Source organism: Tateyamaria sp. Alg231-49 (assembly GCF_900143535.1).
GTDB lineage: Bacteria > Pseudomonadota > Alphaproteobacteria > Rhodobacterales > Rhodobacteraceae > Tateyamaria.
Genome location: NZ_FRFA01000002.1, coordinates 259,817 through 272,558 on the forward strand (window position 1 = coordinate 259,817; position 12,742 = coordinate 272,558).

General features: G+C 56.8%; 12 protein-coding genes, 1 tRNA gene and 1 pseudogene. 8 read left to right on the forward strand and 6 right to left on the reverse strand.

Translation table 11 applies throughout. The features are described 5' to 3' along the window. Nucleotides 1–180: 180 nt before the first annotated feature. A pseudogene (locus DHN60_RS04895) lies at nt 181–650 on the reverse strand (IS30 family transposase); the annotation flags it as partial. A gap of 42 nt (nt 651–692) precedes the next feature. Between DHN60_RS04895 and DHN60_RS04900 the strand changes: the two are divergent. Then, nucleotides 693–1,403, forward strand: a complete 711-nt coding sequence (locus DHN60_RS04900; RefSeq protein ID WP_234423524.1) for an McrC family protein — start codon at nt 693–695, stop codon at nt 1,401–1,403. A 288-nt stretch (nt 1,404–1,691) separates the two neighbouring features. Here DHN60_RS04900 and DHN60_RS04905 read toward each other — a convergent pair whose 3' ends face one another. Continuing rightward, nucleotides 1,692–2,117 (reverse strand): Rrf2 family transcriptional regulator, encoded by a 426-nt coding sequence (locus DHN60_RS04905; RefSeq protein ID WP_108836163.1) that lies wholly within the window; start codon nt 2,115–2,117, stop codon nt 1,692–1,694. A gap of 105 nt (nt 2,118–2,222) precedes the next feature. Between DHN60_RS04905 and DHN60_RS04910 the strand changes: the two genes are divergently transcribed. From DHN60_RS04910 to DHN60_RS22585, 3 genes are read left to right on the forward strand one after another with little or no spacing between them, the layout of a single operon-like run. After that, nucleotides 2,223–3,437 (forward strand): GTP-binding protein, encoded by a 1,215-nt coding sequence (locus DHN60_RS04910; protein WP_108836164.1) that lies wholly within the window; start codon nt 2,223–2,225, stop codon nt 3,435–3,437. Continuing rightward, nucleotides 3,434–4,069: a DUF1826 domain-containing protein gene (locus DHN60_RS04915; protein WP_108836165.1), complete on the forward strand. Its 636-nt coding sequence runs from the start codon at nt 3,434–3,436 to the stop codon at nt 4,067–4,069. The genes DHN60_RS04910 and DHN60_RS04915 overlap by 4 nt, the downstream gene beginning before the upstream one ends. After that, nucleotides 4,066–4,338 carry a DUF6525 family protein gene (locus tag DHN60_RS22585; RefSeq protein WP_108836166.1) on the forward strand — a complete coding sequence of 91 codons (273 nt, stop codon included), beginning with the start codon at nt 4,066–4,068 and terminating at the stop codon, nt 4,336–4,338. Before DHN60_RS04915 ends, DHN60_RS22585 begins: the two co-directional genes overlap by 4 nt. A 544-nt stretch (nt 4,339–4,882) precedes the next feature. On the opposite strand, the gene DHN60_RS04925 is transcribed toward DHN60_RS22585, so the two are convergent. The 3 genes from DHN60_RS04925 to DHN60_RS04935 form a co-directional block, all read right to left on the reverse strand. Further along, nucleotides 4,883–4,957, reverse strand: a tRNA-Gln gene (locus DHN60_RS04925). A gap of 63 nt (nt 4,958–5,020) precedes the next feature. After that, nucleotides 5,021–6,343: a mechanosensitive ion channel family protein gene (locus DHN60_RS04930; RefSeq protein WP_108836167.1), complete on the reverse strand. Its 1,323-nt coding sequence runs from the start codon at nt 6,341–6,343 to the stop codon at nt 5,021–5,023. Next, a complete protein-coding gene (locus DHN60_RS04935) occupies nt 6,340–7,332 on the reverse strand; it encodes an NADPH:quinone reductase (RefSeq protein ID WP_108836168.1) in 993 nt (330 codons plus the stop codon). Before DHN60_RS04935 ends, DHN60_RS04930 begins: the two co-directional genes overlap by 4 nt. Before the next feature lie 97 nt (nt 7,333–7,429). Here DHN60_RS04935 and DHN60_RS04940 point away from each other — a divergent pair, with 97 nt between their 5' ends. Then, a complete protein-coding gene (locus tag DHN60_RS04940; RefSeq protein ID WP_108836348.1) occupies nt 7,430–7,819 on the forward strand; it encodes a Rid family hydrolase in 390 nt (129 codons plus the stop codon). Here the strand turns inward: DHN60_RS04940 and DHN60_RS04945 are convergent. Next, nucleotides 7,816–8,286, reverse strand: coding sequence for an SH3 domain-containing protein (locus tag DHN60_RS04945; RefSeq protein WP_234423540.1), 471 nt, complete (start codon nt 8,284–8,286; stop codon nt 7,816–7,818). The two genes, DHN60_RS04940 and DHN60_RS04945, sit on opposite strands and share 4 nt — an antisense overlap. A 137-nt stretch (nt 8,287–8,423) precedes the next feature. Between DHN60_RS04945 and DHN60_RS04950 the strand changes: the two genes are divergently transcribed. The 3 genes from DHN60_RS04950 to DHN60_RS04960 all read left to right on the forward strand — a co-directional run bounded on the left by DHN60_RS04950 (nt 8,424) and on the right by DHN60_RS04960 (nt 12,694). Next, nucleotides 8,424–9,410, forward strand: coding sequence for a D-glycerate dehydrogenase (locus DHN60_RS04950; protein WP_108836170.1), 987 nt, complete (start codon nt 8,424–8,426; stop codon nt 9,408–9,410). A 71-nt stretch (nt 9,411–9,481) separates the two neighbouring features. Beyond that, nucleotides 9,482–11,263 carry a gamma-glutamyltransferase gene (ggt, locus tag DHN60_RS04955; RefSeq protein WP_108836171.1) on the forward strand — a complete coding sequence of 594 codons (1,782 nt, stop codon included), beginning with the start codon at nt 9,482–9,484 and terminating at the stop codon, nt 11,261–11,263. Nucleotides 11,264–11,290: 27 nt separating this feature from the next. After that, nucleotides 11,291–12,694, forward strand: a complete 1,404-nt coding sequence (locus DHN60_RS04960; protein ID WP_108836172.1) for an FAD-binding oxidoreductase — start codon at nt 11,291–11,293, stop codon at nt 12,692–12,694. The last annotated feature ends 48 nt before the right edge of the window (nt 12,695–12,742 follow it).

Here is a 12,742-nt window from a genome sequence, read left to right on the forward strand (position 1 = left end):
TTTTTTGTATTAGCACTGTTGTAGTTACGGTAGCGACGCTGAAGTGGATCACAATGTCAGCTTACATGCCGGAGTCGGGTTCAAAGCCATCATTTGCTGCGATGATCGTGAATGACAATTCTTTTGGCCATTTGGGTGGGAAAACACATAAAGTGTGATCGTCCGGAAAGTCCTGTGGTTTCAACGGGTCGCCGCATCACATGCGTCAAACTTCTCAGCAGGTGTTTGGTATTGCAAGGTCTTTCGGGGTCTCTCGTTAAGCTGGCGGGCGACGGCGCTGAGTTTCGCTTGGCTAAAGCCCGATATGTCGGTGCCTTTGGGGAAATATTGGCGTAGCAATCGATTGGTGTTTTCGTTGCTACCTCTTTGCCAAGGCGACTGTGGGTCGCAAAAATAGACGTCGATCTTTGTGGCCATAGTGAACTTGCGGTGCCGGCCATCTCAGATCCACGGTCCCAGGTCAGCGACCGATACCGATCCTTCGGCAGCTTGCGCGCTTGCTTGATGAGAGCTGTAATGACGCTTTGGGTGTCCTTGTTTTCGACCTTCGCCAGCATCACAAATCGGGAATGACGCTCGACCAACGTGGCAATGTAGCTGTTGTTTGAACCAACGATTAAATCGCCCTCCCAGTGACCCGGCACGGCCCGACACACCTGAGGACGTGGTCGATTACATTGACCAGATATGTGGTGACTGTAGCAAGCTGTGTGAAGGGTGTGGCAAGGGCTCTCGAAGATATTCAGGTGAGCATTGCACAACATCTACCCTATCAGCCAAGGCCGCTGCGTCTTCAGGATCGAAGCTTACCAAGCCGCTCTAAAGCTTGGCAGCCAACATTTGATCTTTCTCTAGATATTTTGCGAGGTTTGGGAGGCGCTTATGATCCGAAAAACGCACTTGCTCCAGGCTATGTTATGCAAACATGGCAAGTTTGGGAGCAACTTATTTCATTATCTTTACGCAATGCCTTTTCACCCAGTAACGTCCAACTCCAATCGTCAAACAAGCTAGGAACCAGAACACAAGATGGTGTAATCAGAGCTCTAAACGTTTTTCCTGATGCTATCGTCACAATAACCGGTACGACAGGAGTCCGCCGGTTAATCGTAGACGCCAAATACAAGGGACATGTGGATCGTTCTTCCCAGTCGATCTCGAATGCAGACATTTATGAGTCTCTTGCTTTCGCACGCGCAACTGGAATTTCCGAGGTTGCTCTGGTGTATCCAAGGTCAGTGAAAGCGACTCTATCCTCAAGTGATGAGGTTGGGCATGCAGTAGGATTTGGAAGGGTCGTTGCGGACGGCGTACAAATCCGCGCATTCGAGCTAGGCGTTTGTGGAATCTCAGGTCGACGTGGTTTGAAGCGCTTTTCTGATGCGCTTGCAAAAGTTCTCTAATTATTTCTGTAGCGCACCCTGCTAAGGCGGGCGGAGCTGTCGTGAACCGAGCCAGTAGTCTCGGCTACTCTGCTGGCGCCATAAGAGCTATGATCGATAACCCTCAAGACCGCGAGGCTGTAGGGGCGGCAGTTGCCCGTTTTGATGGTGGCGCATCCGAAAGTAGGGGGTCGCGGCTCGTGTTGATAATCAGACAACAAAGCAATTGTGATTGTGTTCTGCCTAACCCTGCGGTTCCCAAGTAAATAGACGTTTCCGCATCTCTGATTGCCAGTAATGTGTTATATTTCAGAATGTTAATATGGTTGACCTTGGATGAACATCTGTGATTGAGGTTTCGCGCAACCTCTGCACAAGACTTTCTTCAATGTCTTCGAGGACTTCTGCAACGCGCGTTTGAAGGCCCGTTTCGACGCTGCAAAGAGACGGTGCAGGGGCGCTGTCGCTTCCCGACACGAGCCGCTCATCCAAAGCCAGATAGACATCTGCAAGCGTGATTCCGCGGGCTGGTTTGGCGAGCCGCCACCCACCAGCATGTCCCTTTTCAGACGATAAAAGACCCGCTTCCCGGAGTTTCCCAAGCACACGACGCACGACCACGGGATTCGTTCCGGCGTGACCGGCAATATCCGCTGATGTTCTCACGCGGTCAGGATCACCCGCCATGTGGCTGAGCGTATGCAAAGCGAGAGATAAGCGACTGTTCCGCTTCATGCGCAGAGTTCCTCCAAAACGCCAATACACGTAACAATGGCAGTTGCATTTGTCTAGCAACTGCGTAAGTTGCGTGATCGTTATTATATCCTCTGGAGAGCACATATGTCAGATACTCGGCTTCCCGTCACGGTCCTGTCCGGATTTCTGGGCGCGGGCAAAACAACCTTGCTTAACCGTGTTCTCAACAATCGTGAGGGGCGGCGCGTGGCTGTCATCGTCAATGACATGTCCGAGGTGAACATCGACGCAGACCTTGTTCGTGCTGACACAGAACTCAGCCGCACAGATGAGACGCTGGTCGAGATGTCCAACGGCTGCATCTGTTGCACGTTGCGGGACGATCTTCTCGATGAGGTGCGCCGGTTGGCGGCGGAGCGACGGTTTGACTATCTGCTAATCGAGAGCACGGGAATTTCCGAACCATTGCCGGTTGCTGCTACTTTCGATTTCCGGGACGAATTGGGCGAAAGCCTGTCTGATGTGTCCCGGCTGGATACCATGGTGACTGTGGTGGACGCTGTGAACCTGCTCAGAGACTTCTCGAGCCACGATTTTCTGCGTGACAGAGGCGAGGTCATGGGGGACGAGGATGAGCGCACGCTTGTACATCTGCTGACCGACCAGATGGAATTTGCCGATGTGGTGATCCTGAACAAGGTGGCCGATGCGACGGAGGGACAGGTTGATGCGGCCCGCAAAATAATCCGCAGCCTGAACGCAGATGCCGAAATCATAGAAACCAATCATTCCGAAGTCGCGGCCGAGAAAATCCTCGATACCGGCCTTTTCGATTTCGAAAAGGCGCATGAGCATCCGATGTGGGCCAAAGAGCTTTACGGTTTTGCGGATCACGTGCCCGAGACTGAAGAATATGGTGTCGCGTCCTACGTCTATCGAGCACGCCAGCCCTTCATTCCTGAAGAAATTCTGGCAGTCCTTAACGGTGAAATGTCCGGAGTGATCCGCGCAAAGGGGCATTTCTGGATTGCTACACGGCCTGAGTGGGTTGCCGAGTTTTCACTTGCCGGTGCATTGTCCAGTGTCAAACCGATTGGTACCTGGTGGGCTTCTGTCCCGCAGGAACGCTGGCCCGATCACGCATCTTCACGCGAGTACATGCAACAGCATTGGCTGGAGCCGTGGGGTGACCGTCGTCAAGAGCTAGTGTTCATTGGAGCAGACATTGACTGGGCTGCCTTGAAGTCCAAACTGGACGCCTGCCTTGTTCCAACTGTTTTGGCGGCCGGACCTGATGCCTTGCCTCTCGATATGCCTGACCCATTCCCTGGCTGGCGCCGCGTCGAGGACGCCGCATGAACCTAATACGAACGGAGGTCCAAAATGCGGCCATCGGCGTGGGCATCGCGGATGAACCCACCGCGCTCGATGTATTTCTCAAACCCGGATGCGCCGCGGCTATCTGGCGCAAGCAAACGCCACAGTATGTTCAATCCTGGTTGGATAAACTTCCACCGGACATTCTGCCGCGAGGACGGGTCATTTTACAGCCTCATGAGGTGGCGGACACGGTGCAACATCTCTTTGACATTGCCGGAATGCCCACAGGTTCAGAGCGTGACTGGCTACAGAGTGACATTACAGGACTGGCTGAGGTGTTTTCCAATCTTTTGCTGGCCAGATATCTGCGACTTCGTCTGGATGTCGTGAAGTCAAATGCCTGCCGCAGGTTTCACATCGATTCTATCTCGGCGCGCCTGATTTGCACCTATCGCGGCACAGGAACGCAATACGGCGTCTCAGTCGACGGTGCGGAACCAACACGTGTCTTCACAGTAAAGACCGGCGCACCCTGTCTATTGCGCGGAACCCTCTGGCCCGCCGATCCGCCATCCGGCTTGCTCCATCGTTCACCACCAATCGAAGGAACCGGCCAGACCCGGTTCGTCCTCGTGCTCGATCCTGTCGCAGATCCGGAAGACGAAATATGAATCGCAATCTCGGACAGAGCAGCCTGCGTCGCAAAAGGCGTTCCGGTGACCCTATGGATGCCTTTGACGAATTGCCTGCACCCGTTCGTCAGTGGGTCGCACAGGCGGCCTTGCCATGGTCGCCAGCCTCCGTTCATAACATTTGGTCAAAATCGCGGGCCAAAGGGCTGTCAGCTGAAGAAGCACTGCGAACACTTACCCATGCCGAAGCCCGGACATTGGCCCGTGATCGGCAATCTACTGTTTGCAAAATCAACTCCATCACCTGAAGGAAGTAAAACGTCGAATTTCTTTCGGCTTTCCTGTGCTGCCAATTTTGCAGTCAATGTCAGCTAGTTGTGGATTGCTGTCATTCTTACAATGTACAGTATCGGTAACTAGGGGCTCAGTGCAGTCATTCGCGGCATTTGGCACGAGTGTCCGCTATACTGACCAAACGGAAGTGGCCCGCCCTTTTGGTGGACTGCGAAGCGGTCCTGGAGGATAATACGCAGGCATCCCCTCAAACTTCATCGCTTGCCAAAATGTTAAAACCTCTACAGCTGCGACCAACACCGAAAAACAGAGAAACCATACCTTCTTTCCTCTCTCGGATAGCGGCGATGAACGGCGTGTCTGCCAAGAACTTCGCTGTAGATAGAGCTGCCAAATGCAATATTTGTTAGCCAAGAGCTCGGGTGTGTCAGGTCTCTGCCAAATGGCACAGGGCTTGAAACCTGTGCCGGTTGCTTTGTTAAAAAAATTCTTGACACGCATTTGCATGAAACGCGCTGGATTTGCACGCTTATGCTAAATTTGCAATTAGGGAGTGTGTGGCTGGGATGGTAGGATTCGAACCTACGGTACACTGTACCAAAAACAGTTGCCTTACCACTTGGCTACATCCCAACGTGACGCGCTAATTAGTCTGCCATTGAACAGCGCGCAAGCCCTTTTACCGCAAAAACCTTGTCATTCGGTTAGTCCGTCATCCGTCAATAGGTCGGGGGTTTCGGGATCGTTTCGTTCAGCCTCGACTAGGCGGTCGAGGGAGGCCTGCGAAGTATCTTCGACGTCTTCGGCTGCGATGGGCTGTTGTTTTGGAACAAGTTGGGCTTTTCGCATGGCGGGTGGAGGCGCGTTCTCTTCTCCTCCTCCTAGCAATTGAATGCGATACGTGGTGTCCGGGACCTCGATTCCTTCAGCTTCAATCGCCGATTTAACCATCCGGATGGCCTCGCCCTTAGCGCGGGCAAGCGATGTCTTGCGCTGATCAATCCAGCCTGTGACCACAAGAATAATTGCACCGTCCCCAATCCGGTCGATCCAAGTCATGGGTGCTGGATCCTTTAGAGAAAAGGGAAGGTCTGCAACCACCTGTTCTGCCAAGTCGCGGACCTGCTCCAGATCTCCGTCCGAGGCCACGCCAATCTGAAAATCGTACCGGCGCTCCTCGTTTGTTGAGTAGTTCACAATCCGGCTTTTGAACACCGTGGCATTGGGAATCCGGATGTGATTTCCGTCAAAGCTGAGCAAAATGGTGGCCCGACTGGTCAGGCGAATGACCTTGCCCACATCTCCTTCGATTTCCACGATATCGTTTGGGCGAAAAGGTTGGCGTATCGAGAGCATGATCGAGGCGATAAAGTTTTCCACCGTGTCACGTACCGCAAAACCGATGGCGAGGCCGACGATCCCAGCCGCCCCAAGGATTGTTCCAAGAAGGGCGGTCGCCCCAAGGATATCCAGAGCGATGACCAGTCCGCTCACAAAAAATACCATGCGCAGGATCTGGCGGTAGATATTCGCGATGAAGGCGTTCGGCGCGATACGATCCAATGGACGACGCATCCGGGCGAGCAAGATACCCGCAATAAAGACAATCGCAAATGCGAACAGCGCGACTGCGGCCAGCGGCAAGAGCGCAACGCCTTGTGAGAGGCGCGTTCGAAATCGATCAACCGCTGGGTTGAGCCGTGCCACCAGATCCGTTGTTTCGGCGACTTCGTTTTCGATAGCGACAACGCCTGCGATCCTTGACACGATATCGTTCAGGCGGGCGGCTTGTGGTGTGTCGATGGTGGTGCCGCGCAGGGTTACAATGCCGGAAGAGACGGTGACCGTAATTCCCTGGTAGCCGTCCAGTTCGTTAAGGATGCCGCGGATACGCATGGCAATGGCCGCGTCTTGGGATGCGCTGTCTTCGACTGCGATCGTGCCTTGGGGTTGGGGCGTGGTTTGCGCAAAAGCCGGGCCAACGCTCAGACAGAGCAAAAGGATCAGCGCGCGGATCATGCCTGCGTGTCCAACAGGATTGCGCCTGAGCGATTGCCTGCTTCGACGGCGACGTGAGCCGCGGCGCAGTCAGCCAACGCAAAGGTTTCCGCAACAGGGCACGTCAAAGCGCCCTGTTCGAGTGCATTGTGCAGATGCTGAATGGCCTGATCGCGCAACGTCTTTGGCAGCAGATAAATCAGCAGGATGTCAATGGTTGCGGCCTTGAACAACATTGGCCCGAAGGCGAGCGTTGGGGTCATTTCTTTGGCTGACCCATATGCGGCGATGGTGCCATTTGGGGTGATGACCTCGGCATCGACCGCGGCGTTTAGCCCGAACTCGACTTCTACAATCCGATCAACAAAAGCGCCGTTGTTTTCTGTCAATATCGCTTGGGCCAGATCGTCGCCAGAGTAGTCTAGAACCACGTCCGCGCCCGCTTTACTTGCGGCTGTTATCCCATCGCCCCGTGCTGTTGCGATCACGCGCGCGCCACCCCACTTGGCCAGTTGGACCGCCAAAAGGCCGACAGTGCCTGCGCCACCTTGCACCAAAACCGTTTTGCCGGCCACTTCGCCGCCACCGAACACTGCGTGGCTGGCCGTCAGCCCGGGTATGCCCAGGATCGCTCCGGTTTCCTGCGATACTGCGTCGGGCAGTCTAACGGCCTGAGATGCAGGCAGGCAGATGTGCGTCGCCGCAGTGCCGAAGGGACGTTGCCATTGGCCGTTCCAGATCCAGACGCGGGCCCCAACGCTCTCTTCTGGCACACCATCGCCAACCGCTTCGATCACACCTGATCCGTCACTGTGAGGGATGATGCGCGGAAAAGGCGGCTTGGTCACGCCGGGGCGCGCACCGGAGCGTGCTTTGACGTCAGAGGGGTTCACCCCGGAAAAGGCAAGCCGGACAAGTACTTCGCCTGGTTTTGGCGTTGGAGTTGGAATCTCACTTAATTCCAGAACGTCAGCGGCAGTTCCGAAGGCCGTGTAGGATATGGCTTGCATCAGGTGTTTCCAGTATGAATTGTGTTTAGCGTCAAGAGTAACCGAGCGGGCCGAAATGGCCAGCCCCGACCCGACCACCCAAACAGGACATTTTAGTATGCCTAAACGTGCTTTGATCCCGCCTGCGCTGCGCGCTGCTTGCGAAATGGCGTGCATGTCGCCGGGTATCGCGGCAGACGGCTTCGTGTTCCTGACAGGTGTCACCGGGGCCAGCGCCGACGGGACAATGCCGCAGGGGGATGTCGCCCAGTTTGAAGCCTGTTTCACAAAGATTGCCGCAGTTCTCGCAGAAGCAGACCTGACGCTGGATTCTGTTGTGGAAATGACCAGCTATCACATTGGGTTGCGCGATCATTTCGATGTCTTTGATGCGGCGCGACGTGCGCATTTGCACGATCCGTATCCGGCGTGGACGGCCGTTGAGGTGGCCGGGTTGCGCAGGGTCGGGGCAGTTGTCGAAATCAGAGTCGTCGCGGCGCTGGATTAGTCGCGTAGTTCGTCCATCGCCACACCCCACAGGCGGGCCTTGGGCGCCCAACCCTTGTAACCGGCAGCGGTGACGCGGCACCATTCAGGGTCGCATTTCCCGAGGCGAGCGATCACACCAACCTCCAGCGCGGCGGCCACGGGGGCTTCGGCCTCGGGGCGTGTTCGAATGGTAAGCATGTCCTGTTCGACCAGAACCGTACGGGTTCCCGACAGAAGCGAATAATGTATCCACCCGCCCAGACCATCCCGGTCTTCGACACGACGCCAGTGGCCGTGTTCTGCAGTGACCTGCAAGGGCATATCGCGACGGGTATAGACCCAGTCGATCCGGTGGGACAGCGATGGGCCGCGTCGCACATTCCCTTCCGCTGCCTTGAGCGAGACATATCGCGGCATGGGCAAGTTTGTGACCGGGCCCACATCCTTGGCCATGGCGTGACCTGCCAGAACACACAAACACAGCATCGCACGCAGCGCGGCTGTTATGGAGTAAGGAATACGCATCTCTCGCCTCTTGAAATGGCCGAGGTTCTTGTGCCTCGTGCTCACTTCCGCCACCATGATATGAAATGGATCAACCGCCAAGACCGGGGAGAGCACATATGCCAAAGGATCGCTTGAGTGTTGTCGTTACGCGACGGTTGCCTGCCGAGGTTGAGACACGGTTGAGCGAATTGTTTGATGTGCGCCTGCGCGAAGATGACACTGCAATGACCCGGAACGAGATCGTCGAGGCGATGAAATCAGCCGATGTGCTGGTGCCCACAATCACAGATACCGTGGATGCGGCCATGATCGGGCAGTCCGGTGACCGATTGAAATTGATTGCGAATTACGGGGCTGGTGTCGACAACATTGACGTTTCTACGGCCCGCCAACGCGGCATTCTGGTGTCCAACACCCCGGGCGTTCTGACTGAAGACACGGCTGACATGACGATGGGGTTGATCCTGGCCGTGACCCGGCGCCTGCCTGAAGGGTTGGCGGCGATGCAAGCTGGCCGTTGGGATGGATGGTCTCCCACCGCTTTTCTTGGCGGACGGATCGCCGGGCGGCGTCTTGGCATCCTAGGTATGGGGCGCATCGGGCGCGCAGTCGCAAAACGTGCGGCGGCCTTTGGCATGCAGGTCCATTATCACAATCGGCGCCGCCTGCGCCCTGAGGTCGAGGACGAGTTGCAGGCCACTTGGTGGGAAAGTTTGGATCAGATGATCGCGCGCATGGATGTGATCAGCGTGAATTGCCCGCATACCCCGTCGACTTTTCATCTGATGAATGCGCGCCGTCTCAAGCTGATGAAGCCGGATGCAGTGATCGTGAATACGTCGCGCGGTGAAGTCATCGACGAAAACGCACTGACCCGCATGTTGCGGGCAGGTGAGATCGCAGGAGCGGGGCTGGACGTGTACGAGCACGGGCGCGAGGTAAATCCGCGTCTGAGAGAATTGCAAAACGTCGTGCTCTTGCCTCACATGGGCTCGGCCACCCGCGAAAGCCGCGTCGAGATGGGTGAAAAAGTCATCATCAATATCAAGACCTTCAACGATGGGCACCGGCCACCGGATCAAGTGGTGCCATCTATGCTGTAGCGTGGCGGGAAACGACGCGTTTTCCGTTCAAGTTTTTTGAGAAAAATCTTGTGAGCCCAGAGGAGAGAGACATGCGTTTTTGTTTGACGGTCGCGTTTTCGATGTTTGCCAGTGCGGCCATGGCCCAGCAAGCCGCCGATGCGGTTCAGCCCGAAAGCGGGACGGGTGGGGACGCGGTTGTCACCTCTCAGGCTGTCGCAGACGCGCTGGCTGCGAAAGCGGACGGTGTTCCGGTTGAGGCAGAGGGTTATATGGTTGCAGCCGCCAATCCGCTGGCGGTGCAGGCCGGTGTTGATGTGCTGGCTGCGGGTGGCACGGCGGCGGATGCCTTGGTGGCTGTCCAGACGGTTCTGGGCTTGGTTGAGCCGCAATCCTCTGGTTTGGGTGGTGGCGCGTTCTTGGTTTGGTACGACGCCGCGACACAATCTTTGACGACACTTGATGGCCGCGAAACGGCCCCTCTGGCGGTGACACCAACGTTATTCCTGAATGAAGACGGCAGCCGCATGGGCTTCTTTGACGCAGTTGTGGGCGGTCGGTCCGTGGGCACGCCGGGCACGCCAGCGCTGCTGGCCGAGGTACATGCCCGCTGGGGCAATCAGCCTTGGGCGACGTTGTTTGAACCTGGCATTGAGTTGGCAAGCACCGGGTTCGAGGTCTCTCCGCGTCTTGCCGGTTTGATCGAGCGGGACGCAGAACGGCTTGCTGTTTTCCCGGCTACGGCGGACTATTTTTTGCCCGATGGCGTGCCCTTGGCTATCGGTACCACGCTGCAAAATCCGGACTATGCCGCGACCCTTGGGGCACTGGCCGTTGGCGGGACTGATGCGTTCTATACCGGGCAGATCGCGCAGGATATCACGGAGACGGTGCAGGAATTTTCCGCCAACCCAGGGGTTTTGTCTGAACTTGATCTTGCCATCTATCAAGTCAAAGAGCGCGCGCCGGTCTGCGCGACATACCGCGCGCATGATGTCTGTGGCATGGGCCCACCTTCATCCGGGGCGCTGACGATTGGGCAGATACTGGGGATGCTTGACGCCTATGATCTGGCCGCATTGGGGGCTGAAAACCCCGACAGCTGGCGGTTGATCGGTGATGCCTCGCGCCTCGCTTTTGCGGACCGGGGGAGGTACATGGCGGACAGCGACTTTGTCCCGATGCCGACCGCTGGTCTGGTCGACCCTGCCTATCTGGCGCAGCGTGGCGCATTGCTGGGCGGGGCTGAGGCGTTGGAAGAGATTGCGCCGGGCACGCCTGCGTTTGATCACAGCCTAAACTGGGCGGATGATCAAAGCATAGAGCTACCCTCGACCTCGCATATCTCGATTGTGGACAGCTTTGGGAATGTGGCCTCAATGACCACCACTATTGAAAATGCCTTTGGCTCGCGGCTAATGGTACACGGTTTTCTGCTCAACAATGAGCTCACCGATTTCAGCTTTGCCACTCATAACGACGGCGTGCCGATTGCCAATGCCATTGCGCCAGGCAAGCGGCCGCGCTCATCCATGGCGCCGACAATCGTGATGAAGGACGGCGCGCCGGTGCTGGCCATTGGCAGCCCCGGGGGGAGTCGGATCATCGGCTATACAGCGCAGGCCATCATCGGGTATTTGGACTGGGGTATGGACGTGCAGCAGGCGGTCTCGATGCCCCATGCCGTGAACCGGTTTGGAACCTTTGATGTTGAGGAAGAGACTGCGGCGACAGACCTTGTTCCCGCCCTTGAGGCGATGGGGTATGAGGTGAATGTGCGCGGGTTGAACTCGGGTTTGCATGCAATTGCGATCGGTGATGGATTGCAGGGCGGTGCCGACCCACGCCGCGAAGGAATTGCGCTCGGGGAATGACCCGGGCCACGACTGGAGGAGACACGCATGGCACAAGCCGTTGAACTGCCACGAAACGAAGAGGGGATTGCCACTGCGCTTGGTATTCTCAAACAGCAGTTCGGGGATCGGTTTCACACTGGCCAAGCGATGCGGGACCAGCATGCGCACACAACCACCTACATCAAACCGCAGGCCCCTGATGCCGTGGTCTTTCCGACCTCAACCAAGGAAGTGTCGGACATCATCAAGGTCTGCGCGATACATCATGTGCCTGTGATAGGCTATGGCACGGGAACGTCGCTTGAAGGGCACGTGAACGCCCCGGCGGGTGGGATCTGTGTGGACCTCAGCACCATGGACAAGATCCTATCCGTCAATGCGGACGATCTGGACTGTGTGGTGCAACCGGGTGTGACCCGCGAACAGCTCAATACGTATCTGCGCGACCGGGGGCTGTTTTTTCCGATTGATCCCGGAGCGAATGCGTCGCTTGGGGGGATGGCGTCGACGCGTGCATCCGGGACGAACGCTGTGCGCTACGGAACGATGAAGGACAACGTGATCGCGCTTGAGGCCGTGATGGCCGACGGGCGCGTGATCCGCACGGCGCAACGGGCCAAGAAAACATCTGCGGGCTATGATCTGACCCGGCTATTGGTCGGCTCTGAGGGCACGCTTGGGTTGATCACCGAGGTGACGCTGAAGCTGCAGGGAATCCCAGAGGCTATCCGTGCGGCGCGTATGTCGTTTCCCTCTATTGATGCGGCCTGTCAGGCGGTGATGACAACGATCCAATACGGCATACCGGTGGCCCGTATCGAGTTGATGGATGAGTTGAACGTGCGTGCAGCCAACGCATATGCGGGCCTCGATTTACCTGAGACGCCGTTGCTGCTGTTGGAGTTCCATGGCTCGGACAATGCGGTGGTGGAACAGGCCGAGATGTTTGGGGCAATCGCCGAAGATGCGGGTGGATTTGACTTTGCGACCACGGGCACAGCCGAAGAGCGCAACAAGTTGTGGAAGGCGCGCCATGATCTGTATTGGGCGACCTTGCAGTTGCGCCCCGGCGCGCACGGGATTTCAACGGATGTCTGCGTGCCTATTTCGCGCCTTGCAGAGGCCGTGACAGGGGCGCAGGCCAAAGCGGCGGCGTTGGGCTTGTTGGCCCCAATCGTCGGCCATGTCGGAGATGGAAACTTTCATTCGCTTGTTCTGATTGATCTTTCAGACGCGGATGAAGTGGCCCGTGCCGAAGAATTCACCGCTTACCTCGCCGATGAGGCCATCGCGATGGAGGGCACCTGCACAGGCGAGCATGGTATTGGGCAGGGCAAGATGCCTTACCTGGTCAAGGAGCTTGGGGCTGCTGTCGAATTCATGGCGGCCATTAAGGACGCGTTTGACCCGCTGGGCATTATGAACCCAGGAAAAATCTTCAAGCGCTGATTCTGTGGGCGCCCATGCGGGCGACGCCATGTTTTAGGGGCTCTGCCC

Coding starts and splice junctions, on each gene's coding strand:
- DHN60_RS04960 (WP_108836172.1), top strand. CDS start 11,291: ATGGCACAAGCCGTTGAACTGCCACGAAACGAAGAGGGGATTGCCACT.
- DHN60_RS04940 (WP_108836348.1), top strand. CDS start 7,430: ATGCCTAAACGTGCTTTGATCCCGCCTGCGCTGCGCGCTGCTTGCGAA.
- DHN60_RS04915 (WP_108836165.1), top strand. CDS start 3,434: ATGAACCTAATACGAACGGAGGTCCAAAATGCGGCCATCGGCGTGGGC.
- DHN60_RS04930 (WP_108836167.1), bottom strand. CDS start 6,343: ATGATCCGCGCGCTGATCCTTTTGCTCTGTCTGAGCGTTGGCCCGGCT.
- DHN60_RS04935 (WP_108836168.1), bottom strand. CDS start 7,332: ATGCAAGCCATATCCTACACGGCCTTCGGAACTGCCGCTGACGTTCTG.
- DHN60_RS04905 (WP_108836163.1), bottom strand. CDS start 2,117: ATGAAGCGGAACAGTCGCTTATCTCTCGCTTTGCATACGCTCAGCCAC.
- DHN60_RS04945 (WP_234423540.1), bottom strand. CDS start 8,286: ATGCTGTGTTTGTGTGTTCTGGCAGGTCACGCCATGGCCAAGGATGTG.
- DHN60_RS04910 (WP_108836164.1), top strand. CDS start 2,223: ATGTCAGATACTCGGCTTCCCGTCACGGTCCTGTCCGGATTTCTGGGC.
- DHN60_RS22585 (WP_108836166.1), top strand. CDS start 4,066: ATGAATCGCAATCTCGGACAGAGCAGCCTGCGTCGCAAAAGGCGTTCC.
- DHN60_RS04950 (WP_108836170.1), top strand. CDS start 8,424: ATGCCAAAGGATCGCTTGAGTGTTGTCGTTACGCGACGGTTGCCTGCC.
- ggt (WP_108836171.1), top strand. CDS start 9,482: ATGCGTTTTTGTTTGACGGTCGCGTTTTCGATGTTTGCCAGTGCGGCC.